We start from the raw sequence: 25,018 nt of genomic DNA, 5'->3' as shown, positions 1-25,018 counted from the left end.
CGTTCGCCACTAATCATTCTGTGCAAGCACAGAAGTCATCGTTCGACTTGCATGTGTTAAGCACGCCGCCAGCGTTCATCCTGAGCCAGGATCAAACTCTCCGTAAATGTGTTACAGACACAGCACCCGAGCCAAGGAAAATTGGCTGCAGGCACTGCACTAAATTCGAAACCGGCTAAAAAAACCGTCCCTCACCCACGGGGTGGGCGGAACGGCCTGTTCAACCAATCAAAATAAATTGGTATCAATAAACTTGGCACACTATTGAGTTCTCAAACAACAGACTGCTTCCGGCACCGGCAGGCGATCCTCAAGGGGATCTAAGCTCTGCGTCGCTCCGGAGCAACTTTTCCATCTTAGCCACACTGTCCGGTAGGTGTCAAACCGGCCGTGGATCCTTCCGGCGAACCGGCGGGAAGCTAGTTCCCGGACTCACGACTGAAGGTTGAAACCCGTTGGATCCGTTCTCCTGGTTCAATGTCCAGGATTGCGTTTCCCTCGATCAGCGCGGGTATTAACTCTAGCACGGTTTATGCGGGGCTACGTACCCGGCGCAGGCCCGGACTCCCCGCGGGAGTCCGGGCCGCCAACTGCACTTATGGCTTGGGGACCAGGTACAGCACACCAAGCGGAGGAACGGTCAGCGTGGCGGATGCCGGCTGGCCATTGCAGGCACCTTCAACCGCGTGCACTACACCCATGTTCCCTACGCCGGAACCGCCGAACTCAGCGGCATCGGTATTGAGTGCTTCCACCCATTCCCCGGCCCACGGCATTCCCAGCCGGAAGTCCTGGTGCGGGGCGCCGGCAAAGTTGGCCACGCAGACCACCGGATTTCCCTGATGGTCCCAGCGGATGAACGAAAGGACATTGCGGGCGCCGTCGTTCTCGTTGATCCACTGGAAGCCTGCGGGCTCGTTGTCCCGGGCGGACAGCGCGGGGGTGTTGCGGTAGATCTCGTTGAGCTGCTTCACCATCAGCTGGACACCCTTATGCTGCGGGGTGTCAGTCAGGAACCAGTCCAGCCCGTACTGCTCCGACCATTCCGCTTCCTGGCCGAACTCGGTGCCCATGAAGATGAGCTGCTTGCCCGGATGAGCCCACTGGAAGGCGAGGTAGGCACGCAGGTTGGCCAGCTGCTGCCACCGGTCACCAGGCATCTTGCGCAGCAGGGAGCCCTTGCCATGCACTACTTCGTCATGGCTGATCGGCAGCAGGAAGTTCTCCGTGTACGCGTAGACCAGGGAGAAGGTCAACTGGGCGTGGTGGTAGACGCGGTTGATCGGGTCTTCGGACATGTACTGGAGGGTGTCGTGCATCCAGCCCATGTTCCACTTGAGCCCGAAACCGAGGCCGCCGCTGCTCGTAGGTCGCGTAACGCCGGGGAACGCGGTGGATTCCTCGGCAATCATCACGATGCCAGGCACCCGCTTGTACGCAGTCGCGTTGACTTCCTGGAGGAAGGAGATCGCCTCGAGGTTCTCCCGGCCGCCGTAGACGTTGGGCGTCCACTGGCCTTCCGGCCGCGAGTAGTCCAGGTACAGCATGGATGCCACAGCATCCACCCGGAGCCCGTCGACGTGGAATTCTTCCAGCCAGTAAATGGCGTTGGCCACGAGGAAGTTCCGCACTTCACGGCGGCCGAAGTCGAAGACCAGCGTTCCCCAGTCCAGCTGCTCGCCGCGGAACGGGTCGCCGTGCTCGTAGAGCGTCTGGCCGTCGAACTTTGCCAGCGCCCAGGGGTCCTTGGGGAAGTGGGCCGGAACCCAGTCCAGAATGACGCCGATGCCGGCCTGGTGCAGCCGGTCCACGAGGTAGCGGAATTCGTCCGGATGCCCGAACCGTGCGGTAGGGGCAAAGTAGGAGGTCACCTGGTAACCCCAGGAACCGCCGAACGGGTGCTCGGCCACGGGCATCAGTTCCACATGGGTGAAGCCCTGCCACTGCACGTACTCGGCCAGCTGGTCTGCCATTTCCCGGTAGTTCAGTCCCAGGCGCCAGGAACCCAGGTGCACCTCGTACACGCTCATCGGCGAATTGTGCGGATCCCGGGAGGCCCGGGCCTCCATCCATTCGGCATCGCCGAACTCATAGGTGGACTCGACCACGCGTGAACCGGTCAGCGGCGGCACCTCGGTGCCCTTTGCCATGGGGTCGGCCTTTTCCCGCCAGACGCCGTCGCTGCCCAGGATTTCGTACTTGTAGCGGGCGCCGGGTTCGACGCCGGGCAGGAAGATTTCCCAGACACCGGAGCTGCCGAGGGAACGCATGGCGTTGATGGTGCCGTCCCAGCCGTTGAAATCGCCCTTGACCCGCACGGAGCGGGCATTGGGGGCCCAGACTGCGAAGCTGACGCCGGAAATATCGCCCAGCACGGAATCGTAATGGTGCAGATTGGCGCCGAGGACTGTCCACAGGTTTTCGTGCCGGCCTTCACCAATCAGGTGCAGGTCAATGTCGCCCAACGACGGGAGGAACCGGTACGGATCGTCGAACAGCTGGGGCTCAACGCCGTCGTACGTCACCTCCACGCGGTAATCCGGAACGGTGCCCGGCGTCGGAGCCGGCAGGGTTCCTACCCAGATGCCGTTGTACTCGTGCTCCAGCGGCACACGGCTTTCAGGGGTCACGACCACGACTTCGCGCGCCAGCGGGCGCAGGGTTCGAATGGTAGCGACGGTTCCGGAGTTCTCCAGATGCGCGCCAAGGACTGCATGCGGCTGGTAGTAGCGGCCCTCGGAAACGGCCTGCAGCACGTCCTCGGTGACGGGGATCGGATCGGTGGAGACGGGCACGTCGGGCACCTGGGGCTCTGCGGTGGCGGATGCGGACCGCGACTTGCGTGGCTTATTCACTGTGCTCTCTTCCTTGCGTGCTGCGTCGTCGGCCTTCATGAGAATGGACCGGGCGGCGGCAGCCGGAACGCTGATCCAGCGCGGACGGTTTCTCATCTCGTAGACAACTTCGTACAGCGCCTTGTCCAGCCACAGGGCCAGGAACAGCGGGTCACTGCGGTTAATGGTGGTGCCGGTTTCCTTCTCATACCCCCGCAGGAAAGCATCGGCCGCGGCAGCTGCCCACCGGCGGGCCGATTCGCTTCGCTGCTGGACGGTTTCTTCGGACTCTGCTTCGCCTTCCGCCCCGTCGATCAGCGCTACGCCGGCGGCGTAGTCGATCGAGCGCAGCATGCCGACGACGTCGCGCAGCGGCGCATCAGGGACACTCCGTTCGGCCGCGGGCCGCAGCGGCTCGCCCTCGAAGTCAAGGACGATCCAGCCCCGGTCCGGAACACGCAGGACCTGCCCGAGGTGGTAGTCGGCGTGGATGCGCTGCAGGTTGGGCAACGTCTGCAGGTGGTTGACCTGCCCCAGCAGGTACTCCACTGCCTCATCGAACGGCCCGACGACGTCGTGTGCTTCCGCCCACGCCCACCGGATCCGGGAGCTGAGGGACTCAAGGAACTCGGCGCGTTCCGCCGCGCTGGGAGGCCTGCTGCCAAAGGCAGCCGCCAGCTGCTGGTGGATGCGGCCGGTGGCCGCACCCAGTTCCTCGGACTCTGCAGTGAAATCCCGGCCGGCAAGGGCGGCCGAGGACGCGGTCCGCCAGGCGTCTTCGCTGCCGGGGAAGAATTCCCGCAGTACGGACAGGTGCCCGGTCAGCAGTTTCTCTCCGGTCTGGTCCGCCGGGTCCGTCCAGGAGCCGGTCACCCAGCCATAGGTGGCCGGAACGTCCACTGACCCGACTTCGGTCAGCCGTGCGCTGACCTCGACGTCGGGACTCTCGCCGGCAGCCACCACGCGGTAGAACTTCACGATCAGCGGCGCTTCCGGGGCCCGCACAATCACGGAGGTGTTGGACTGTTCGCCTGTCAGGACCTTGGTGGGCAGCGGCTCCCGGAACGGCTCCCAGTCAGCGAAACCGTCCAGGGCAAAGCCGTGTGTGTGGCCGTCCAGGGACGAAGCCTGAGACCTCATCAGTTCCAGCCAGGCGGTGACGAAGACCGGGTCGGCGGTCGCGTCGTAAAGCCACCGCTCCCCCAGGTCTTCCTGGTGCGCCCGGCCCAGCAGTGCGGCTTCCAGCTCGGGCGCCGGTGCGGTCCGGTAGCTTACCGGCACGCTGATGACGTCGCGGCGGTCCCCGGAGACGACGGCGATGAGGTGGACTTCCAGCCCGACCTCGCCGGCGGGGTCCTCGAGCCGGATCCCGCCGACCCTTTCCAGCAGGACTTCGCGGCCCTTTGCAGGGAACCAGCGTTGTCCAGGGAGCCAGGACGTCAGGATTTCGGGCAGGGACGGCGTCAACAGGCTCATCTCCGTGCTGCCTCCGAAATCGGAATCATGGGAATGGCTTCGGTCTGGGGCGACGAAGTGTCAGACTTCACCGACCGCAGGCGCAGCCAGTAGAAGTCGTGGCTGCCCAGCGTCAGCGTCAGGGCACCGTCTTCTCCAATGGTGGGGAAGAGCGTGCCGCCGAAGGCATCCCGCAGTCCGCGGTTGGCGAACTCCGGCAGCTTCATCGACGCGGAAATGGGGTGCTGCGAGAGGTTGAAGATACACAGCACTGTCTCACCCACCTCACCCTCCGGGTTGTTTTCCGGCAGTTCGCGCACGAAGGCCAGGGCTGCTTCGGCGTCGGTCGGCACGTTGCGGTAGGAACCCAGTCCGAAGGCCGGGTGGGCGCGGCGGACCATGATCATCTGCCGGATCCAGTGAAGCAGCGAACTCGAGCTGGCCAGCTGCGCTTCCACGTTCACGTGGTTGTAGTGGTAAACCAGCGACTGCACCACCGGCAGGTACAGCTTGCCGGGATCGGCGGTGGAGAATCCGGCGTTGCGGTCCGGGTTCCACTGCATGGGCGTGCGGGAGGAATCGCGGTCTTCCAGCCAGATGTTGTCCCCCATGCCCAGCTCGTCGCCGTAGTACAGGAACGGGCTGCCCGGCAGGGCCAGCAGCATCGCATGGATCAGCTCGATCTCCGAGCGGGAATTGTCCAACAGCGGAGCCAGCCGGCGTCGGATGCCGATGTTGGCCCGCATGCGGGAATCCGGGGCATACCAGCCGAGCATCGCCTGGCGCTCTTCGTTGGTAACCATTTCCAGCGTCAGCTCGTCATGGTTGCGCAGGAAGGTTCCCCACTGGGCACCGGCCGGAATCTCCGGAGTCTCTTCCATGGTCTGGATGATCGGTGCGGCCTTCTGGTCCCGCAGCGCGTAGAACAGGCGCGGCATGATCGGGAAGTGGAAGCACATGTGGCATTCGTCGCCGGTTTCGTCACCGAAGTACTCCACCACTTCGTGCGGCATCTGGTTTGCCTCGGCGATGATTACGCGGCCCGGGTAGTTCTCGTCGACCATGGTGCGCAGGTCCTTGAGGAACCGGTGCGTGGCCGGGAGGTTTTCGCAGTTGGTGCCGTCCTCTTCGAAGAGGTAAGGGATGGCGTCGGCCCGGAATCCGTCGATGCCCTGGTCAAGCCAGAAGCGGACGACGTCGAAAATCGCCTCGATGACCTTGGGGTTCTCGAAGTTCAGGTCGGGCTGGTGGCTGAAGAACCGGTGCCAGAAGAACTGGCGGCGGACCGGGTCGAAGGTCCAGTTCGATTCCTCGGTGTCCACGAAGATGATCCGGGCGTCTTCGTACTTCTGGTCGGTGTCGGACCAGACGTAGAAGTCCCCGTACGGGCCGTCCGGATCGCTGCGGGACTCCTCGAACCACGGGTGCTTGTCCGAGGTGTGGTTCAGCGGAAGGTCGATGATGACGCGCAGGCCGCGGGCGTGTGCTTCTGCAACCAGGCGCTTGAAGTCGCTGATGGTGCCGAATTCGTCCAGGACATCGTAGTAGTCGGAGATGTCATAGCCGCCGTCGCGCAGCGGCGACTTGAAGAACGGCGGCAGCCACAGGCAATCAATGCCCAGCCACTGCAGATAGTCCAGCTTTTCGATCAGGCCGCTGAAGTCACCTGATCCGTCCCCGTTGGCGTCCGCGAAGCCGCGGACGAGTACCTCATAGAAAACGGCCTTGCGGTACCAATGAGGATCATTGGTCAAGCCGGGTGCGTGCAGTTGAAACGGGTTGGGCACTAGGAGTTCCTCCGAACTGACAGGATGTGCGCGGGTTCAAAGTGGGCGTCCAGGCGGACGTAGTTGTGGGCTCCCCAGCGCCAGCTCTGGCCGCTGATCAGGTCATCCACCCAGAAGGTGCCGTCTTCGTTCAGATCCTGCGGGGCGAGGTGAAGCGCATCGAGGTCGAGCGTGACGGTGGATTCGCGGGCACTGTGGGGGTCCACGTTAACCACAATAATGAGTGTGTCCCGGCTGGACGGATCGCCGGGAAGGGTCTCTTTGTGCTTGGAGTAGACCACTGTGCACTCGTCGGTGCTGGAGTGCACAGTGAGGTTCTCGAGGTCCCCCAAAGCGGGATGGGTACGGCGGATTTCGTTCAGCCGGGTGATGTACGGGGCGAGGCTGCGGCCTTCAGCTTCCGCTGCGGCGAAGTCACGCTGCTTGTACTCGAACTTTTCGTTGTCGATGTACTCCTCGGCCCCGGGCCGGGCGACGTGCTCGAACAGCTCGTAGCCGGCGTAGACGCCCCACAGCGGGCTGCCGGTGGCAGCCAGTACGGCGCGGATCTTGAAGGCTCCCGGTCCGCCGAACTGCAGGAATTCGGTGAGGATGTCCGGGGTGTTCACGAAGAAGTTGGGCCGGAAGAAGGCCGAAGACTCCTGCGACACCTCGGTGAAGTACTCCTCGATCTCCTCGCGGGTGTTCCGCCAGGTGAAGTAGCTGTAGGACTGCTGGAACCCGGCCTTGGCCAGTGCATGCATCATGGGCGGGCGGGTGAATGCCTCGGCCAGGAAGATCACGCCCGGGTACTCTGCGTTCACGGTGCCGATCAGCCATTCCCAGAACCGCAGCGGCTTGGTGTGAGGGTTGTCCACCCGGAAGATCTGCACGCCGTGGCTGATCCACAGCCGCACGATGCGCAGGATCTCCTGCGAGAGGCCCTCGTAGTCATTGTCGAAGTTCAGGGGGTAGATGTCCTGGTACTTCTTCGGAGGGTTCTCGGCGTAGGCAATCGAACCGTCCACGCGGGTGGTGAACCATTCCGGGTGGCTGGTCACCCAGGGGTGGTCCGGGGAGGCCTGCAGTGCGAGGTCGATGGCTACCTCGAGTCCCAGTTCCCGGGCGCTGCCCACGAACGCGTCGAAATCCTCGAACGTCCCCAGATCGGGGTGGATGGCATCGTGGCCGCCCTCGGGGGCACCGATGGCCCAGGGCGAGCCGGGATCCTGCGGGCCGGCGACCAGGGTGTTATTCGGCCCCTTGCGGTGCGTGGTGCCGATGGGATGGATGGGAGGAAGGTAAATAACGTCGAACTGCATGTCCGCCACGCGCTGCAGGCTGCGTGCCGCGGTGCGGAACGTCCCCGAGGTCCACTCGCGGGTGGCCGGATCCCACTGGGCGCCTTCCGAGCGGGGGAAGAATTCGTACCAGGCGCCGCGGCCGGCGAGCTCCCGCTCCACCAGAAGGGGGAAGCGGTCCGAGCTGGTGACCAGGTCGCGGATCGGATCGCGGTCGAGAATAGCGGTGACGGCTTCGGTTCCGGCGGCGGCAAGGCGTTCCTCGACCGGCAGCCCGGTATCTGCGAGCGCTGCCGCGGCAGCGCGGAAGACGTCGGCGTCGGCGCCGCTGCGCTCGGCGGCAGCGGAGGCGAACAGTTGGTGGCCTTCGGTGAGCATCAGTTCGACGTCGACGCCGGCGGCGATTTTCACCTCGGCGTTGTGGTGCCAGGTGGCGTAGACGTCCGCCCAACCCTCCACGGCGAAGCTCCAGTGGCCCGTGCCGGCCGGGCGCAGCATGCCCTCCCAGCGGTCAAGGCCCAGACCCACCGGATGCATCCGGCTGCGGGTTACGACGGTGCCCTCGGGGTCATAAAGAACGGCACTGGCGCCTACCAGGTCATGTCCCTCGCGGAACACGGTGGCCCCGATGACGAGGTCCTCTCCTGGCACGGCTTTGGCGGGGAATCTCCCGTACTCCACTACGGGGGTCACATTGGTGATTGGAATCCGGCCAAACCGGAGATCCTTCGAGGGCAGGTCTTCTGGTGTCAACGCGCTGGATGTGCTCACAGACTAGACGTTATCGAGAATTTGGGCAGAATGCTAAGGCAACGTACTTTTACGGATTCACGGCAGGTCGGCCACGGTTTGGCTGCGTTTTCAAGCCGCCGTGTATTTACCTGAACATTTGTTCGTCATTTCCGGTTACCCGCCGCGTTAGTGCGCTAGCGTGACCGGGGTGAAGGCAATACGCAGATTTACCGTCCGAACCGTCCTGCCGTCCAGCATCGCCCCCTTGGGCCGGCTGGCCTCGAACCTTCGGTGGTCCTGGCACCAGCCGACTCTCAAGTTGTTTGAAAGCATCGACCCCGCCGCCTGGCGCTCGAGCGGCGAAGACCCCGTGAAGCTGCTCGGGACCGTGAGCCGGGACAAGCTCGAGCGCATCGCGCAGGATGAGCATCTGGTCTCTGTAATCGCGGACCTCGGCGCTGACCTGGACAGGTACCTCAATGAACCCCGCTGGTACCAGGGCCTGGGCGACGACGCCCCGGCGTCGATTGCGTACTTCTCCCCCGAGTACGGCATCAGCGCCGTACTACCCCAGTACTCCGGCGGCCTGGGAATCCTGGCCGGCGACCATTTGAAGGCCGCCTCCGATCTCGGAGTGCCCCTGGTTGCGGTGGGGCTGCTCTACAAGGCCGGGTATTTCAAGCAGGCCCTTTCCCGGGACGGCTGGCAGCTGGAGACCTATCCCGTGCTGGACCCCAACGCCCTGCCGTTGACCCTGCTGCGCGAGGAAGACGGCACCCCGGCGAAAATCACCCTGCCGTTGCCGGACAACCGCCAGCTTTCGGCACATATCTGGCGCGCCGACGTCGGGCGCGTACCCCTGCTGCTGCTGGACTCGGACGTCATCGGGAACGACGACGCCGCCCGCGGCATCACGGACCGCCTGTACGGCGGAGGCGGAGACCACCGGCTGCAGCAGGAACTGCTGCTGGGCATGGGCGGCGTGAAGGCCCTGCGGGTACACCAGCGGCTTACCGGCGCCCCTCCCGCAGAGGTCTTCCACAGCAACGAAGGCCATGCCGGCTTCCTGGGCATAGAGCGCATCCGTGAACTGATGGACCAGGGCATGACCTGGGAGGAAGCGCTGACCGTTTCCCGCGCATCCACGGTGTTCACCACTCACACCCCGGTCCCGGCCGGCATCGACCGGTTCGAGCAAACCCAGATCCGCCACTTCTTCACCGCGGGCCTGGCGCAGTCGGTCCCTACCGACAAGATCCTGGCCCTGGGAGCGGAAAACTACGAGGGCGGAGACCCCGCCAAATTCAACATGGCAGTCATGGGCCTGCGGCTGGCCCAGCGGGCCAACGGCGTGGCCAAGCTGCACGGCGAAGTTTCCCGGGAAATGTTCTCCGGCCTGTGGCCGGGCTTTGATGTATCCGAAGTGCCCATCACTTCGGTGACCAACGGCGTGCACGTCCCCACCTGGATCGACCCGGAGGTTACGGCGCTCGCCAGCGAGAAGTTCGGCGTCGCCACCGTGCATGACCGCGACTGGGGCAGGGCCTATGAGCTTGATGACAAAGACCTGTGGGACCTGCGGCGGAAGCTGCGCAGCAACCTGGTCCACGATGTCCGGCGCCGCGTTAAACGTGCCTGGCGCCGGCGCGGTGCCTCTGACGCGGAACTGGCCTGGACGCAGAACGTGCTGGACCCGGACGTGCTGACCATTGGCTTTGCCCGCCGGGTGCCCACCTATAAGCGTCTGACCCTGATGCTGCGGGACCCGGACCGGCTCAGGGCACTGCTGCTGCATCCCACCCACCCCATCCAGGTAGTGGTGGCCGGCAAGTCCCACCCTGCCGACGAACAGGGCAAGAAAATGATCCAGGACCTGGTGCGGTTCACCGACGACCCTGAAGTCCGGCACCGGATTGTTTTCCTGCCCAACTACGACATTGCGATGGCCCAGACCCTGTTCCCCGGGTGCGACGTGTGGCTGAACAATCCGCTGCGCCCGCTGGAAGCCTCCGGCACCTCCGGCATGAAGTCCGCCATCAACGGCGGCCTGAACCTCTCCATCCTCGACGGCTGGTGGGACGAGATGTTCGACGGCAACAACGGTTGGGCCATCCCCTCCGCCAATCCCAGCAAAGGAACGCGGACCCGCGAGGTCTACACCGCCGACCAGCGGGACGACATTGAAGCAGCCGCGCTTTATGACCTGCTCGAGAACTCAGTGGGACCCATGTTCTACGGAACGGAGCCGCCGGCCGCTGCCGGGGCGGCCGGACCCTCGGATCCGCCTACGGGCTCGCTGCCGCACGAGTGGCTGGAAATGGTCAAGCACACCCTCGCGGACCTGGGGCCGAATGTTTCCGCCTCAAGGATGCTCAAGGACTACGTCAACCGGCTGTACCGGCCCGCCAGTTCTTCCGGACGGTTCATGGCGGCGGACGGGTATACCGCTGCGAAGGAACTCGCCCTGTGGATCACACGGGTACGTGACGGGTGGTCCACTGTGCAGGTGGAGAACGTGGATTCCGTAGGCGTCAGCGAAAACCCGCAGATCGGCGACACCCTGACGGTACAGGCCTATGTTTCCCTCGGCTCCCTTCGGCCGGAGGACGTCAGCGTGGAAGCTGCGTACGGCATGGTGACCGAGAACGACCGGATCAGCGAGCACCGCATCCAGGAGCTTGCGCCGACGGAAGACCTCGGGTCGGGCCGCCATCTGTTCACGGGCACCATCCGCATCGAGCAGGCCGGACCGTTCGGCTACACCGTCCGGGTGCTGCCGACGCATTCCGGGCTGGCGTCGAAGGCTGAGTTGGGGTTGGTCGTTAACGCCTGAGCTCACCCGGTGTCCCGGTGGCTGCGTTTTGGTGCCGCCGTTCCGGGGCCGCGCCGGGCGTTCCGGAACGGCGGCAACGAAAATCCCCGCTCGCAGAGCTCGCGGGAATTATTAAAGCCGCCTAACCCGGAACGTCCGGAGCGTTCGGCGACGATCGCACCTGACGTGGACGCCCGGACGGTTCAAGTGCCCGCGTCACCGACGCGAGGGTCGTCCGGCCCGGGCTCGGAGCTGGTGTTCCCTATGCGCGGTAGAGGCTGATTGAGTTGGCAGGAACGAGATCGGTGGTGCCCGCCGGACGGACTTGATCCCTGTGCTCCCCCGGATCCGAAGCGGTGGAGAAGACGAGTTCATACCCGGAGGATTCACCAGGGACAGAAATGTCCTCGAAACCGTTGTCCGTTTCGGAGGCGGCACTGCGGACGGTCGGCGCGTCCGGAAGGCGGACATCGACGTCGGACAGTGTGCCGTTCAGGACCATCAGCCCGTTCAAGGAACCGTCTCCGGAGCCGATCAGGACCTGCACCACCCGGGTGGCGGGATCGCCCCACTGTTCCGGTGTCATGGGCTTGCCCTCCGAATCGAACCAGAGCAGGAAGGACTGCCGCCGGTCGGCCGGGAAGCGGTAGGGCTGGCTGGCAAGATATTCGCGGCGCAGGCGCAGCAGCTCACGCGTGGTCGAGAGCATCCGGCGGGCGGCGTCGTCGAGGTCCCAGTTCAGCCAGGAGAGTTCGTTGTCCTGGCAGTACGCATTGTTGTTTCCGCGTTGGCTCCGGCCGATCTCGTCTCCGGCCGTGAGCATGGGCACACCCAGGGACATGGTGAGCGTGGCCATCAGGTTCCGGGCAGTCAGGCTCCGGGCAGCGTTGATCCGCTCATCGCCCGTGGGCCCCTCGATGCCGTGGTTGTAGCTGCGGTTTTCTCCCGTGCCGTCCCGGTTTCCTTCGCCATTGGCTTCGTTGTGCTTACGCTCGAACATGGTCAGGTCGGAGAGCGTGAACCCGTCATGGGCCGTGATGAAGTTGATCGAGGCCAGCGGTGTCCGGCCGGACTCAACGAACAGTTCGGCGGAACCGGCCAATGCCCCCGCCAGCCGAGCCAGGGAGCCTCCTTCCCGCCCCGCGGCAACGTCCGCCTGGCCACGAAGCCAAAAGTCCCGGACAATGTCGCGGAAGTGGTCGTTCCAATCGGCCCAGCCCTGCGGGAACCGGCCGGTCTGCCAGCCGCCCGGGCCCACGTCCCACGGCTCGGAGATCAGTTTTACGTCTTGGAGGACCGAGTCGGCAGCTACTGCTACGAGGAACGGGTGCCTCGGGTCAAACCGGCCGTCCGCGTCACGGCAGAGCGTGGGTGCCAGGTCGAAGCGGAAACCGTCCACGTGGTACTCCTGCACCCAATAGCGCAGCGAGTCCAGTGCCATCTGGATAATCCGGGGTTCGCTGAAGTCCAGCGTGTTCCCGCAGCCGGTGGTGTCCACGTATGTGCCGTCCGGACCGTGCCGGTAATACGTTTCATCTCCCAGTCCGCGCCAGCTCAGCGCGGGGTGGTCGGCCTTGCCCTCGGCCGTGTGGTTGTACACCACGTCCAGCAGGACTTCGATGCCGGCCTCGTGAAGGGACTTCACCATGCCCTTGAGTTCATCCTGCACTGCCTGGGCGCCGGCCTCGCGGGCAGCACGGGTGGCGTAGGCGTCATGCGGGGCGAAGAACCCGAGGGTGTTGTAACCCCAGTAATTTGCCAGCCCCAGTTCCTGCAGGTGCAGCTCATCGGCATGGAAATGCACCGGCAGCAGTTCCACCGCAGTGATGCCAAGGTCCTGAAGGTACTGGACCATCACCGGATGCCCCATGCCGGCGTAGGTTCCCCGGAGCTCTTCGGGAATCCCGGGATGCAGCATGGTCTGGCCCCGCACATGGGCTTCATAAATGACGGTGTCCCGCCAAGGGGTATGAGGACGGCGGACGTTGCCCCAGTCAAAGCCCCCGGCCGTGTACACCGAATAATAGATCTGGCTCCCCTGCGCCGGTTCCGCCTCGATGCCGCGCCCGTAGGGGTCCAGCAACAGCTGGAAGCTGCCCGGCTCCGCTGGAAGGGGCCGGCTCCGCGGCCAGAAGCCGTAGCGGTTCCCGGGCTGCAGGCCGAACACCCGGCAGTGGTGGATCCCGAGGACAGTGTCCGTCAGCGGAGCCATCGACCAGTGACCGGGAGCCGTCTCGTAGTACACGTCGACGGCGGGCAGGCCCGGGGCGTAAACGGACACGTTGACGGCACCAGGGACGTCAGGCACACCTGAAACGGTGTGCCTGACGCCTAGCGGCAAGGGCCGCGAGTCCCGCTTCGAGACGCTGCCAGCGGCGGTTCCAATCACGTGTGCCATGTACGCCCTTTGCTGCCGGTGGCCCCGGCCCGGATTAGGAGGAGCGCTGCCGGGAGATTTCGTACAGGGTGATGCCGACGGCCATGGAAGCGTTGAGTGACTCCATGGCGGAGTCGATGGGGATGGAGACAATCTGGTCGCAGTTCTCCCGGACCAGGCGGGACAGGCCCTTGCCCTCGGAGCCCACCACGATGCAGATCGGTTCCTTGGCCAGCACTATGGAGGGAAGCGATACATCGCCGTCGCCGTCCAGGCCCAGGACGAAAATGCCCATCTTCTTGAACGTCTTGAGGGTGTTGTTCAGGTTGCCGGCCCGTGCCACGGGGACGCGGACGGCAGCGCCGGCGCTGGTCTTCCATGCCGAGGCAGTGACGCCCACGGCCCGGCGTTCCGGAACGACGACGCCGTGTGCGCTGAAGGCCGAGGCAGACCGGATGATCGCGCCCAGGTTACGCGGATCGGTGATGCCGTCGAGGGCGACGAAGAGCGGCGCGTTGCGGATGTGGCCCTTCTTCCAGGCCTCAAGGGTCTCGGAGGCAAGGTCGGTGGGGTCCGCGTACTCATACGGCGGGATCTGCAGGACGAGGCCCTGGTGCACAGCCTCGTTGGTCATGCGGTCCAGCTCGGGCTTGTGCGTTTCCATCACCGGCAGGCCGCGCTCGGCCGCCATCTTCAGGGATTCCCGGACCCGGTCATCCATGTCGATACGGACGGCAACGTGCAGGGCCTTGGCCGGAATGCCGGCGCGCAGCGCTTCCACTACGGAGTTGCGGCCGGTGACAACTTCCTCAGCCACCTTGCCGCGGACGTTGGTGCCGCTGCGGCCGCCGGCGCGGGCATCGCCGCGCTTGGCGTCGCCACGCTTGGCGGCGGACCGCTCAGCGAGCTGCTTGTTCTTGAACGCCTTGTGGTACGGGCGCTCTTCAGCCTTGGGTGTGGGGCCCTTGCCCTCGAGGGCCTTGCGGCCGAGCCCGCCGGTACCGCCGCTGGGGCCCTTCTTGGCTTTGCGCATTGCGCCGGGACGTCCATTGTTGGCCATCGGTTACACCTTTACTAGAAGAAAGCATTCCCTTCCAGTTTACGCAGTCCGCGGCCGGGTTGGCGGACACCGCTGCTGGAGTCAGGCCACGCTCCATGTAACGCCGTCGGCGCCGTCCTCCACGGTGATGCCGGCGGCAGCCAGCGAATCGCGGATGGCGTCGGCCCGGGCCCAGTCCTTTGCGGCGCGGGCGGCGTTCCGTTCGGCGAGTCGGTCCTGCACCAGGGCGTCCAGCGCGGCATCGGCGGGCCCTGCCTGTGACGCTGCGTCCTTCGCGTCGTCCAGGCCCAGGACTGAGGTCATGGCCCGCACCTGTCCCAGCGCGCGCTGAACGGTTTCATTGTCACCGGCCGCGAGGGCCGTGTTACCGGCGCGCACGGTTTCATGCAGCACTGCCAGGGCCTGGGGAACATTCAGGTCATCGTCCATGGCGGCGGCGAAGGCATCCGGAACCGCGGCGGTCCCGGTATCGATCTCCGCAGCAGCCCTGGCCGCGGCCTTGGCGATAAAGCCGTCAATACGCTCAACGGCGGAGGCAGCCTCCTGCAGGGACGTCGGCCGGTAGTCCAGCACCGAACGGTAGTGGGCCTGGCCCAGGTAATACCGGACCACGCGCGGGCTGGCCTGCTCCAGCATTTCAGTCGGGCTGATGGTGTTGCCGATGGACTTGGACATCTTCTCGCCCTCGAAGGTGACCATGCCATTGTGCATCCAGAAGTTCGCGAAGCCGTGGCCTGCGGCCTGGGACTGTGCCATCTCGTTCTCGTGGTGCGGGAAGCGCAGGTCCAGCCCGCCCCCGTGGATGTCGAACTCGGTGCCGAGGTATTTGGTGACCATGGCCGAGCATTCCAGGTGCCAGCCCGGGCGCCCGCGGCCCCAGGGGCTGTCCCAGGATGCGGTCTCCGGCTCGCCCTCCTTATGCCCCTTCCACAGCGCGAAGTCCCGCGGATCGCGCTTGCCGCGCGGGCCGGCGTCGGGCGCTGCCTGCATGTCGTCGATGTTCTGGCGGGTCAGCGAACCGTACTTCTGCCAGGAGCGCACGTCGAAGTACACGTCGCCGGAAGCGTCGAGGGCAGGGTAGGCGTGTCCGCGCTCGATCAGGGCCGCAATGAGCGCATGCATCTCCGGGATGTGTCCCGTGGCGCGCGGTTCGTAGGTGGGTCGCTGGACGCCGAGCGTGTCGTAGGCCTTGGCGAACTCCTGCTCGAACCGGTAGGCCAGCGCCCACCACGGTTCGTCGGGGACGACGCCGGGAGCCGGCTCGGCGCCCACGGAGTCGGCTGCCTTGGCCAGGATCTTGTCGTCAATATCCGTCACATTGCGGACCACGGTGACCTGCAGCCCGCGGTAACGCAGCCAGCGCGTGAGCTGGTCAAAGGCGATGGCGGAGCGGATGTGCCCTACGTGCGGGAGCCCCTGCACGGTGGCGCCGCAGTAGTAGAGGCTGGCCTTGCCATCAACCAGGGGAACGAAGTCCCGGACCTGCGCTGTTGCGGTGTCATAGAATCTCAAGCTCACTGCTCTAGGCTAGCCGAAACCGCGTGCCCTCAGTCAGCGGACGCCCCGGCGGCGACGACGGCGGTGGCGACCGCTGCGATCCCCTCACCCCTGCCGGTGAAGCCCAGGTGGTCGGTGGTGGTGGCGGAAACGCTGACCGGTGCGCCGGCGGCGGCGCTCAGGACCGCTTCAGCCTCTGCCCGGCGGGGACTGAACTTGGGCCGGTTGCCGATCAGCTGCACGGCGATGTTGCCGATTTCGAACCCTGCGGCCCGCACAATGCGGGCAGCTTCGCCGAGGAGTACCGTCCCGGCGGCACCGGCGTATTCCGGCCGGTCGGTGCCGAAGTGGGTGCCCAGATCCCCCAGCCCGGCAGCCGAGAACAGTGCGTCTGCGGCGGCATGGGCCACCGGGTCGCCGTCGGAGTGCCCGGCCAGGCCCCGCTCACCTTCCCAGTGAAGGCCGGCTACCCAGAGCGGCCGCGGCGCGTCGTCGGGGGCGAAGGCGTGTACATCGACGCCGATTCCGGTGCGTGGCAGGGCCATGTCAGTCCTCCTGGCGGTGGTGCCCGCCGGCCAGGATCGCTTCCGCGAGCACCAGGTCCAGCGGGGTGGTGATTTTCAGGGACAGCTGTGAACCTTCGACCACGTAGACCTCGGTCCCCAGGGATTCCACGAGCATGGCGTCGTCGGTGACGGCCGCTGCCGTGTCCTTATCGAAGGAGAGGGCGGCCTCGTGTGCCCGGCGGAGCAGGGCAGCGTCGAAGCCCTGCGGCGTCTGCACGGCGCGCAGCCGGGAACGGTCCGGCGTCCCGGTGACCAGGCGTGCGGCGACGGCGGACTCGGCGGACTCCCTCACGGGTGCGGTGTCCTTGACGGTATCCACCACCGGTATGGCAGGAATGACCGCCGAGGCGCCTGCGGCCAGCGCTGCTGCCACGCGGTGGAACACCTCCGGCGGTGTCAGCGCGCGGGCTGCATCGTGGACCAGCACCGCGTCCAGGTCTGCCGGCAGCGCCCGCAGCGCAGCCCGCACGGATTCGGGCCGGGTGGCTCCCCCGTCGACGGCGGAGACAGTGGCCGGGAACCGGTCACAGATGCTGCGCATCAGGGTGTCGCCGGCCGGCACGGCAACGGCAATGGCTGCGGCGATATCGGCGGCCTGGACGGCACGGAGCGCGTGGACGAGCATGGGTTCCCCGGCAAGCGGGACCTGGGCCTTGGGCATGCCGTAGCCGAGGCGCTGGCCGGATCCTCCGGCTACGACGACGACGCCGATCCGCGGCGGGCGGGAAGGGGTAGTGGACACCGTTCCACCCTAATGCCAGCAGGCGGGCGCTTAAACATCGATTGCCGGCCCCGAAGGACCGGCAATCGATGACATTGGCTGGGCTGCCTAGCTCGCGAGAACCTCGTCGAGCACGGCTGCTGCCTGGTCTTCATCCGTCTTTTCAGCAAGTGCCAGTTCCGAAATCAGGATCTGGCGTGCCTTGGCGAGCATTCGCTTTTCGCCGGCGGACAGCCCGCGGTCATGGTCGCGGCGCCAGAGATCGCGGACAACTTCCGCAACCTTGACGACGTCGCCCGACGCGAGCTTTTCCAGGTTTGCCTTGTAGCGGCGCGACCAGTTAGTGGGCTCTTCAGTGAGCTCGGCGCGCAGGACGTCAAAGACGTGCTCCAGGCCTTCCTTGCCCACTACATCGCGCACCCCAACGAGGTCGACGTTCTCAGCCGGTACTTCTATGGTCAGATCACCCTGGGCCACCTTAAGCTTGAGATACATTTTCTCTTCGCCCTTGATGGTTCGCATCTTGATCTCTTCGATCTTCGCGGCACCGTGGTGAGGATAAACAACTGTTTCGCCAACCTCAAAAACCATGTGGTCTTTCCCCTTTCCCGGGGCTCAGTTTATCAGAGATGCGACACGCCGAGTAGAGTTTTCGCAGGTCAGGTACTGCATGGGCTCCGGTATAGGTAGTATTCCGCCTTTCACGGGTACTTCACGAGCATCTCCAGCGCGCGGGCAGCGCCGTCCCCGCCCGCCTAAGAATCCAGTTTTTCGCCGATTTGCCGATAGGCTAGGCAGCAAAGATAGCCTCCGGTCGCTAGACCGCAATACTTCAGGAGTTTGTGCTGTGAGATTCACACCCAAGAACCGGGTCCGGCGCACCGCTGCGGCCGGTGTCATCGCGCTTGCCATGCTGGGAACGGCCGGCTGCAGCGCTGTGAACGAGCAGGCAACCACCATTGAGTACTCGCCGTCGGACGGCATCGCGGAGAACGTTGCCGACCTGCAGCTGCGCAACATCCTCGTGGTCAGCAACGGCTTCGGGGAACCCGGCCGGCTGCTCGGCACCGTGGTCAACGACTCCGACCAGGCACAGCGGTTCTCCCTGGACTTTGGCGGCACACCGCTGTCCTGGACCCTGCCTGCCGGTGGCAAGGTCGTCTTCGAGGACGAGGCCGAGGAAAACGTCACTGTCGCTGAAGTCCGGGAGGAGCCCGGCACCGGCATCGACGCCGAGCTGGTCCTCAACGACGAAACCACGGAGCTGAACATTCCGGTGGTCAACGGTGACCAGGAAGATTACCGCCCGTACCTGCCGACAGGGTCCGAGTACACTCCTCGCCCGGTTGAAACCACCGAGGCCGCGACCACCGGCGAGGGTCACTAGCCAGACCGCATTACCGATCCCGAAAGGGCCGGCGCTGCAGCGCCGGCCCTTTCGCATATCCGTCCCCGGATCAGGCCTCGAACTTGTAGCCCAGTCCGCGTACGGTCACCAGGTGCCTGGGGGCGGAGGAATCGGCCTCGATTTTCGCCCGCAGCCGTTTGACGTGGACGTCAAGGGTCTTGGTGTCACCCACGTAGTCCGCTCCCCAGACACGTTCGATCAGTTGCCCGCGGGTCAGGACCCGGCCGGAGTTCCGCAGGAGCAGCTCCAGCAGCTCGAACTCCTTCAGCGGGAAGGGCACGCTGGTGCCGTTGACCTGCACCACGTGCCGGTCAACGTCCATGCGCACCGGCCCTGCTTCCAGCGCAGCACCGGCGAAGTCGGTTCCTGCACCCTCCCCCCGGCGCCGCAGCACCGCTCGCACCCGTGCCAGCAGCTCGCGTGAGGAATACGGCTTAGTGACGTAGTCATCGGCGCCGATCTCGAGGCCGACCACCTTGTCGATTTCCGCATCGCGGGCGGTCAGCATGATGACCGGAACATCCGAACGTTGGCGGATCCGGCGGCAGACCTCCGTGCCGGAGAGCCCGGGCAGCATCAGGTCCAGCAGGATCAGGTCCGCGCCCGAGTGTTCAAAGGCGGCGACGGCGTCGGCTCCGTTGTCCACGACGTCAACGTCGAATCCCTCCCGCCCCAGCAGGTAGGAGAGTGGATCGCTGAAGGACTCCTCATCTTCGACAATCAGAATCCGGGTCAAGCGGTAGCTCCCTGTTTAGATTCGCGGATATCTGCGGCGTCCATTTCGGGCAGCCGCACGGTGAAGGTGGATCCGTGCCCGGGGCGTGACCAGAGGTCCACCTCGCCGCCGTGGTTGGCAACCACGTGCTTGACGATGCTCAACCCCAGGCCGGTTCCCCCCGTGTGCCTCGAACGGGCGGAATCGATCCGGTAGAACCGCTCAAACACCCGTTCCTGTTCCTCGGGAGCAATACCGGGACCCTGGTCCGTCACCGCGACCTGGGCCATGCCGTTGCGGGACTGCAACCCGATCCCCACCCTGCTGCCCTCGGGTGAATAGCGGATGGCATTGTCGATCAGGTTCCGGAAAGCGGTGGTCAGCATGGGGGCGTCGCCGTAGACCGCAGCATCCGACCTGCCACCCAGGAGTACCTCTATGTTCTTGCTCTCGGCGTTCAGCCGGTTGGCTTCGACGGCGTCCTCGAGAATCCGGTTCACGTCCACCGGCTTGGCGCGGTCCACGATGTCAGTGCTCTGCAGCCGGGACAGTTCGATGATGTCCTGCACCAGTGCGGTGAGGCGGGCGGATTCCCGGTGCATCCGTTTGGCGAACCGGCGGACCGCTTCTTCGTCACCTGCGGCGTCATCCAGCGCTTCGGAGAGCAGCGAGATGGCGCCCACCGGTGTCTTGAGTTCGTGGGAAACATTCGCAACGAAGTCGTGGCGGACCTCCTCGGTTCGGGTGATCTCCGTGCGGTCATCCGCCAGGATCAGCACGTACTCCTCCCCCACTGTCGCCACCCGGACCTGCAGAATGAGCGACCCTTCGCCGAGCGGCCCCCGGGGAAGCTCCAGCCGGGCTTCCTCGATGACGCCGTCGCGGCGTACCCGGGCGCACAGGTCCAGCAACCGGTCGTTGACGATCGTATGCCCGCGTACCAGGCCGAACGCGTAGGCACCGGGACTTGCCCGGACAACGCCGTCAATGGCATCGGCAACAATGTAGGCGCGCCCGATGACGCCGAGTACCTCGGCAGCGCCCTCGGGGACCGTCGGCTCGGAGATCTCGGCCAACTCCCGCCGCTGGCGCTGGCTGGCGCCGTACGCGAGGACACCGAAGGCACCGACAGCCAGGCCGAGGAGGCCGGCCAGCAGGGCCAGCAGTACAGGATTCACTCTCTTAGCTTAGGCCGGACCCTGCCGCCGGGAAGGAAAGCCGGTGGCTTTGGCCCATTAGTTAAACTAACGTTCATCTAAGGGGCCAGTGTGGTTCATCCCCGGCTGGCATCCTGCAGGAGCGGCCGTAGGCGCAGGAGGTGCCGGGCCGCACCAATCCCGCAGACCCCATACGATCCACCCGCTTTTGAGAGGACCCTTCAGTGCGCAAGGTTTTCCAGGCCGAGCTTCATCAAATCGGTGAAGAACTGACCCAGATATCCCAGCTGGTAACGGAGGCGATGCGCAAAGCCACGCTCGCCTTTGAAGGCGCCGATATCGAACTCGCGCAGGATGTCATCGCTGCCGACGCGCGGATCGATTTCCTGCAGAATGACCTGGATGAGCGTGCCATTGACGTTCTCGCCCTCCAGGGCCCGGTGGCCAGCGACCTGCGCATGATCGTGGGATCGCTGCGCATGAGCGCCTCGCTGGAACGCATGGGGGATCTGGCCCGGCACATAGCGCAGCTCGCACGCCTGCGGTACCCGGCCAACGTGGTGCCGGACAACATGGTGCAGACCTTCCGCGAGATGGCGCAGCTGGACCTCCGAATCTCCGAACAGCTGACAGAGCTGCTGGAGACGCGCAACCTGGAGATGAGCAAAGACATCTACGACGCCAACAGCCGGATCAATGAACTGCACGCCGGGGTCTTCAAGTCCATTGCCTCCCCGGACTGGAACGTCCCCGCGGTCAGCACGGTGGACCTGACCCTCGCCAGCCGCTACTTCGAGCGCTTTGCGGATCACGGCGTTTCCGTCACCCGCAAGGTCAACTACCTCGTTACCGGTGAATGGCACCCCCTGTCCGAGTCAGGCGTGTAGCGGCCGGAACTCAGGGGCCGACAAGGCCTGGAGCATAGAAAGGGCGGTCCCGTGCGGGACCGCCCTTTCTATTGACCGGGGCTGATGCCCGCGGCGCAGGTGCTACTTCTTTTTGCCCTGGTTCGCCACGGCCTTGATGGAGGCGGCGGCGGCCTCGGGATCGAGGTAGGTACCGCCGGCCTTGACCGGCTTGAGGTCCTCGTCGAGTTCGTACACCAGCGGGATGCCGGTGGGGATATTCACGGCTGCGATATCGGCGTCGCTGATTCCGTCCAGGTGCTTAACCAGCGCACGCAGGGAGTTGCCGTGCGCGGCGATCATCACCGTCTTGCCGGTACGGATGTCCTTGGAGATGTCCGATTCCCAATACGGCAGGAACCGCTCCAGGACGTCCTTGAGGCACTCGGTGCGCGGCAGTTCGTCGGAGGCCAGATCCGCGTAACGGGGATCGTGGGCCTGGGAGAAGTCGCTGTCATCCGGCAGGGGCGGCGGCGGGGTGTCGTAGGAACGGCGCCAGAGCATGAACTGTTCCTCGCCGTATTCGGCCAGGGTCTGGGCTTTGTCCTTGCCCTGCAGCGCACCGTAGTGCCGCTCGTTCAGGCGCCAGCTGCGCTTGACGTCGATCCAGATGCGGTCGGCCGCGCCCAGCGCCAGGTTCGCCGTGTTGATGGCCCGCTGGAGCCGGGAGGTGTAGAGGATGTCCGGGAGAATGTTGTTCTCAACCAGCAGCTGCCCGCCGCGGAGGGCTTCCTCACGTCCGAGGTCCGTCAGATCCACGTCCACCCAGCCCGTGAAGAGGTTCTTTTCATTCCATTCACTCTGCCCGTGGCGCAGAAGGATCAGTTTGTAGGTCATATAAGCATGGTATCGGAGTGCGTACCGGGCAGGGAGGGCCGCGGCACTTTGACCGGGCAGATGGGCGGGGGCCCGGAATCTACTGAGCAGACAACGGGGGTATCAGGCGGCCATAAGCCCGTTACCTGCTCAGTAGATCAGTCCCGCCCGGTAAATCGTGCGGGTGGCCTGCACAGGATCCCACCGGGTGGGGCTGCTATTTCTGCTGGGACCCCTCCCGCCACATCTACACCAATCTGTGGGATCCTCTGTCCGCAAGCGGCGACTCGGCCCCGCCCCCGGTTCCTTCCCGGCCCCGGCTCGCTTCCCGGGTTTCCGGGTTCACAGCAGCCATGCTGAACCGGCACCCGGTGGTTTCCGGGTGTCCTGCGGTCAGGGGCATCCCCTTGCGCCCGCTAGCATTGTGTGGTGCAAAAACCGCTAAAACCCGTAGGAACTATGACCAGGGGCACTACAAACCCCAACCGGCTCCGACGGGTGGACCGCTGGCTGGCAGGGCCTGCGCGGTGGCGTCTGCGGCAGGCCGCCGATCCCTTGATCGTGGATCTGGGCTACGGCGCTGCACCCACCACCGCCGTCGAACTCCACGGCCGCCTCGGACGAGTGCGGGAGGACGTGGAAGTCATGGGAATTGAAATTGACCCGGCCCGCGTCCTCGCAGCCAAACCGCTGGAACGAAAGGGGCTGAGCTTCCGGCAGGGCGGCTTCGAACTGCCCGTGGACGGACGCCGCCCGGTGATGGTCCGTGCCTTCAACGTCCTGCGCCAATATGCGGAAGAGGACTACGCCCAGCATTGGGAAATGGTCTGCTCGCGGCTGGCACCGGGAGGGATTTTCGTGGACGGCACCTGCGACGAAATCGGCCGGCGTGCCACCTGGGTGGAACTGGACGCCTCGGGTCCGGTTTCGCTGAGCATTTCCCTGCGGTTCGGTGCGTTCGAGCGCCCGTCCGACGTCGCCGAACGTCTGCCCAAAGCGCTGATCCACCGCAATGTTCCCGGAGAGCGGGTGCACGCTTTCCTCCAGGCCATGGACCGCGCGTGGGAGGAAGCCGCACCAATGGCCTCCTACGGCAACCGGCACCGTTGGCTGGCAATGTGCAGCGCACTAAAGGCCGGCGGGGTGCCGCTGCTCACCGGGCCGTCCCGCTGGCGACTGGGCGAAATCACCGTGGCCTGGGACGCCGTCCGCCCCTCGTAGCCTCACAGCCTCACAGCCTCACAGCCGGGCAGCCGGGCAGCCTCATAGCCCCGCAGCGCTCACACCCTCGCAGCCGGAACGATTTAGCCGAACGCCCGGTTAACGGCATCCGCCCCGGACGGCCCTGGGAAGGGCGGTCCGGGGCGGACTGAAAATCAGCGGTTTACCCGGTGGTTACCAGGGGCCGTACGGGCCCTGGTTGCTGTTGCCGCGGCCGCGGGAGCTGCCGATGGCAGGCTTCACATCCGCCAGGTACACGCAGGCGGCAATCACAGCGGCCAGCTGGAACAGAAGCAGGCCCAGCGACGACCCCAGCACAGAGAGCACGCCGACGGCGGTGGCTCCCCCGGTGAGGGCCAGCCAGAATCCCTTTGTCCGCTTGTAGGCACGCTCAAAATCGGCGGGCTTGCGGCGGGCGCAGTCCAGAAGTGCCCACAGCTCAATGCCCAGCGCCACGATGCCGAGCGCGAGGTAGAGGTAGTACTGAATGATCATCATTAGGGCCACAGCGCTAGCCTACCGTGTAAGTGCCTGCTCTAGGTCCCTCCAGAGGTCTTCAACATTCTCGATTCCGACGGAAAGCCGCAGCAGCCCCTCCGGAACGGTGTGCGGCTCCCCGGGCTGGCGGCGCCGTCGTTCGATGAGCGACTCCACACCGCCAAGCGAGGTGGCCGGCAGCCACAGTTCCACGGCCTCGGTAACCTTCTCCGCCGCAGCGGCTCCGCCGGCAACCTCGATGCACAGAATCGATCCGAATCCCTTCATCTGCGAGGCGGCACGGCGGTGCCCCGGGTCCTCGGGCAGGCCCGGATAACGCACATGCTCCACCTGCGGGAGCTCCTGCAGCCGGCGGGCAAGTTCCCCGGCGGTGGCCTGCGAGCGCTCAACCCGCAGGGCCAGGGTGCGCAGCCCGCGCAGGGCCAGCCACACTTCGAACGGACCGGCCACCGCACCGTGCAGCGAGCGGTATCGCAGCAGCCGGTCCCGCAGTTCGGGGTCGGATGTCACGGCCGCGCCCAGGACGACGTCGGAATGCCCGGCCAGGTATTTCGTCACCGAGTGAACGACGACGTCGGCACCCAGTTCCAGGGGCCGCGTCACCAGCGGCGTGGAGAAGGTGTTGTCCGCAACCACCAGCGCACCGGCGGCGTGTGCGGCGTCGGCCAGCGCCGCAATGTCCGCCACCTCCAGCATGGGATTGGTGGGGCTCTCCACCCAGAGCAGCGAGGCGCCATCGAGCTGCGCTATGACGTCCTGGGTTTCGGCAATGTCCACGGTGCGCACGGAAAACCGGCCGTTCGCTGCCTCCTCCGCGGCCAGCAGCAAGGACCCCTGGTAGCTGTGCCGCGGCATCACCACCACTCCGCCGGCGGGAACCAGGGACAGGGCGGCCATCACGGATGCCAGCCCGGAGCCGAAGACCAATGCGGGAAGGTCGGCTCCTTCGAGCTCGGCCAGCGCCTGTTCGAAGGGATCCCAGGTGGGGTTGGAGTAGCGGCCGTAGCCGCGCTCCCCCGGCACGGGCGTGCCTGTGCCGAAATAGGTGGAGGACAGCACGATGGGCGGATTCACCGGGGCATCGTGTTCGCGGGGAGGGCGGCCCGCGGAGACAACGAGGGTATCGGGGGAAACGGCGTGCCCATGCGGCGGGATGTGGCTCATAAGGACCAGCCTA

General features: G+C 65.5%; 18 protein-coding genes and 1 rRNA gene. 4 read left to right on the top strand and 15 right to left on the bottom strand.

Annotated features, from left to right (window positions below; translation table 11 throughout):
- From NNX38_RS15765 to NNX38_RS15750, 4 genes are all read right to left on the bottom strand, one after another.
- Positions 1-107, bottom strand: a 16S ribosomal RNA gene (locus NNX38_RS15765); the annotation flags it as partial.
- A gap of 489 nt (positions 108-596) precedes the next feature.
- The gene (gene glgB / locus NNX38_RS15760) at positions 597-4,310 is read right to left on the bottom strand and encodes a 1,4-alpha-glucan branching protein GlgB (protein WP_255798892.1); all 3,714 of its coding nucleotides are present in this window, start codon (positions 4,308-4,310) and stop codon (positions 597-599) included.
- On the bottom strand, positions 4,307-6,076 hold the full coding sequence (treS, locus tag NNX38_RS15755) for a maltose alpha-D-glucosyltransferase (RefSeq protein ID WP_255798891.1): 1,770 nt from the start codon (positions 6,074-6,076) through the stop codon (positions 4,307-4,309). The genes glgB and treS overlap by 4 nt, the downstream gene beginning before the upstream one ends.
- The gene (locus NNX38_RS15750) at positions 6,076-8,127 is read right to left on the bottom strand and encodes an alpha-1,4-glucan--maltose-1-phosphate maltosyltransferase (RefSeq protein WP_255798890.1); all 2,052 of its coding nucleotides are present in this window, start codon (positions 8,125-8,127) and stop codon (positions 6,076-6,078) included. The genes treS and NNX38_RS15750 overlap by 1 nt, the downstream gene beginning before the upstream one ends.
- A gap of 169 nt (positions 8,128-8,296) precedes the next feature.
- Here NNX38_RS15750 and glgP point away from each other — a divergent pair, with 169 nt between their 5' ends.
- Positions 8,297-10,921 carry an alpha-glucan family phosphorylase gene (gene glgP / locus NNX38_RS15745; RefSeq protein ID WP_255798889.1) on the top strand — a complete coding sequence of 875 codons (2,625 nt, stop codon included), beginning with the start codon at positions 8,297-8,299 and terminating at the stop codon, positions 10,919-10,921.
- A 241-nt stretch (positions 10,922-11,162) separates the two neighbouring features.
- On the opposite strand, the gene glgX is transcribed toward glgP, so the two are convergent.
- From glgX to NNX38_RS15715, 6 genes are all read right to left on the bottom strand, one after another.
- Positions 11,163-13,298 (bottom strand): glycogen debranching protein GlgX, encoded by a 2,136-nt coding sequence (gene glgX / locus NNX38_RS15740; RefSeq protein ID WP_370646485.1) that lies wholly within the window; start codon positions 13,296-13,298, stop codon positions 11,163-11,165.
- A gap of 34 nt (positions 13,299-13,332) precedes the next feature.
- Positions 13,333-14,337 carry a 23S rRNA (guanosine(2251)-2'-O)-methyltransferase RlmB gene (gene rlmB / locus NNX38_RS15735; RefSeq protein ID WP_255798887.1) on the bottom strand — a complete coding sequence of 335 codons (1,005 nt, stop codon included), beginning with the start codon at positions 14,335-14,337 and terminating at the stop codon, positions 13,333-13,335.
- Positions 14,338-14,418: 81 nt separating this feature from the next.
- Positions 14,419-15,855 (bottom strand): cysteine--tRNA ligase, encoded by a 1,437-nt coding sequence (cysS, locus tag NNX38_RS15730; RefSeq protein WP_255798886.1) that lies wholly within the window; start codon positions 15,853-15,855, stop codon positions 14,419-14,421.
- 29 nt (positions 15,856-15,884) lie between these two features.
- Entirely contained in the window at positions 15,885-16,379 is a 495-nt protein-coding gene (gene ispF / locus NNX38_RS15725; RefSeq protein ID WP_255798885.1) for a 2-C-methyl-D-erythritol 2,4-cyclodiphosphate synthase, read from the bottom strand.
- A 1-nt stretch (position 16,380) separates the two neighbouring features.
- Positions 16,381-17,142 carry a 2-C-methyl-D-erythritol 4-phosphate cytidylyltransferase gene (gene ispD, locus NNX38_RS15720; RefSeq protein ID WP_255798884.1) on the bottom strand — a complete coding sequence of 254 codons (762 nt, stop codon included), beginning with the start codon at positions 17,140-17,142 and terminating at the stop codon, positions 16,381-16,383.
- A gap of 87 nt (positions 17,143-17,229) precedes the next feature.
- On the bottom strand, positions 17,230-17,712 hold the full coding sequence (locus NNX38_RS15715; protein WP_066300159.1) for a CarD family transcriptional regulator: 483 nt from the start codon (positions 17,710-17,712) through the stop codon (positions 17,230-17,232).
- A 256-nt stretch (positions 17,713-17,968) separates the two neighbouring features.
- Between NNX38_RS15715 and NNX38_RS15710 the strand changes: the two genes are divergently transcribed.
- A complete protein-coding gene (locus tag NNX38_RS15710) occupies positions 17,969-18,508 on the top strand; it encodes a hypothetical protein (protein ID WP_255798883.1) in 540 nt (179 codons plus the stop codon).
- Between the two features lie 70 nt (positions 18,509-18,578).
- Here the strand turns inward: NNX38_RS15710 and NNX38_RS15705 are convergent, their stop codons facing one another.
- Both NNX38_RS15705 and NNX38_RS15700 read right to left on the bottom strand, forming a co-directional pair.
- Positions 18,579-19,265 carry a response regulator transcription factor gene (locus NNX38_RS15705; RefSeq protein ID WP_255798882.1) on the bottom strand — a complete coding sequence of 229 codons (687 nt, stop codon included), beginning with the start codon at positions 19,263-19,265 and terminating at the stop codon, positions 18,579-18,581.
- Entirely contained in the window at positions 19,262-20,422 is a 1,161-nt protein-coding gene (locus NNX38_RS15700) for a cell wall metabolism sensor histidine kinase WalK (RefSeq protein ID WP_255798881.1), read from the bottom strand. Before NNX38_RS15700 ends, NNX38_RS15705 begins: the two co-directional genes overlap by 4 nt.
- Before the next feature lie 203 nt (positions 20,423-20,625).
- Here NNX38_RS15700 and phoU point away from each other — a divergent pair, with 203 nt between their 5' ends.
- Positions 20,626-21,288, top strand: coding sequence for a phosphate signaling complex protein PhoU (gene phoU, locus NNX38_RS15695; RefSeq protein WP_229952894.1), 663 nt, complete (start codon positions 20,626-20,628; stop codon positions 21,286-21,288).
- A gap of 102 nt (positions 21,289-21,390) precedes the next feature.
- Here phoU and NNX38_RS15690 read toward each other — a convergent pair whose 3' ends face one another.
- A complete protein-coding gene (locus tag NNX38_RS15690) occupies positions 21,391-22,143 on the bottom strand; it encodes a phosphoglyceromutase (RefSeq protein ID WP_255798880.1) in 753 nt (250 codons plus the stop codon).
- A 438-nt stretch (positions 22,144-22,581) separates the two neighbouring features.
- Between NNX38_RS15690 and NNX38_RS15685 the strand changes: the two genes are divergently transcribed.
- Positions 22,582-23,343, top strand: coding sequence for a class I SAM-dependent methyltransferase (locus NNX38_RS15685; protein ID WP_255798879.1), 762 nt, complete (start codon positions 22,582-22,584; stop codon positions 23,341-23,343).
- Positions 23,344-23,517: 174 nt separating this feature from the next.
- On the opposite strand, the gene NNX38_RS15680 is transcribed toward NNX38_RS15685, so the two are convergent.
- Positions 23,518-23,841, bottom strand: coding sequence for a DUF2516 family protein (locus NNX38_RS15680; protein ID WP_255798894.1), 324 nt, complete (start codon positions 23,839-23,841; stop codon positions 23,518-23,520).
- Positions 23,842-23,859: 18 nt separating this feature from the next.
- The gene (locus tag NNX38_RS15675) at positions 23,860-25,005 is read right to left on the bottom strand and encodes a PLP-dependent aspartate aminotransferase family protein (RefSeq protein ID WP_255798878.1); all 1,146 of its coding nucleotides are present in this window, start codon (positions 25,003-25,005) and stop codon (positions 23,860-23,862) included.
- Positions 25,006-25,018: the final 13 nt, after the last annotated feature.

Source organism: Arthrobacter sp. zg-Y238, from assembly GCF_024385525.1.
Lineage (GTDB): Bacteria > Actinomycetota > Actinomycetes > Actinomycetales > Micrococcaceae > Arthrobacter_B > Arthrobacter_B jinronghuae.
The sequence above is the reverse complement of the archived record's forward strand: the minus strand, read 5'-3'. Positions and strand labels throughout refer to the sequence as shown.

Coding starts and splice junctions, on each gene's coding strand:
- glgB (WP_255798892.1), bottom strand. CDS start 4,310: ATGAGCCTGTTGACGCCGTCCCTGCCCGAAATCCTGACGTCCTGGCTC.
- glgX (WP_370646485.1), bottom strand. CDS start 13,298: ATGGCACACGTGATTGGAACCGCCGCTGGCAGCGTCTCGAAGCGGGAC.
- rlmB (WP_255798887.1), bottom strand. CDS start 14,337: ATGGCCAACAATGGACGTCCCGGCGCAATGCGCAAAGCCAAGAAGGGC.
- ispF (WP_255798885.1), bottom strand. CDS start 16,379: ATGGCCCTGCCACGCACCGGAATCGGCGTCGATGTACACGCCTTCGCC.
- NNX38_RS15715 (WP_066300159.1), bottom strand. CDS start 17,712: ATGGTTTTTGAGGTTGGCGAAACAGTTGTTTATCCTCACCACGGTGCC.
- NNX38_RS15690 (WP_255798880.1), bottom strand. CDS start 22,143: ATGACCTACAAACTGATCCTTCTGCGCCACGGGCAGAGTGAATGGAAT.
- NNX38_RS15685 (WP_255798879.1), top strand. CDS start 22,582: ATGACCAGGGGCACTACAAACCCCAACCGGCTCCGACGGGTGGACCGC.
- NNX38_RS15680 (WP_255798894.1), bottom strand. CDS start 23,841: ATGATGATCATTCAGTACTACCTCTACCTCGCGCTCGGCATCGTGGCG.
- NNX38_RS15675 (WP_255798878.1), bottom strand. CDS start 25,005: ATGAGCCACATCCCGCCGCATGGGCACGCCGTTTCCCCCGATACCCTC.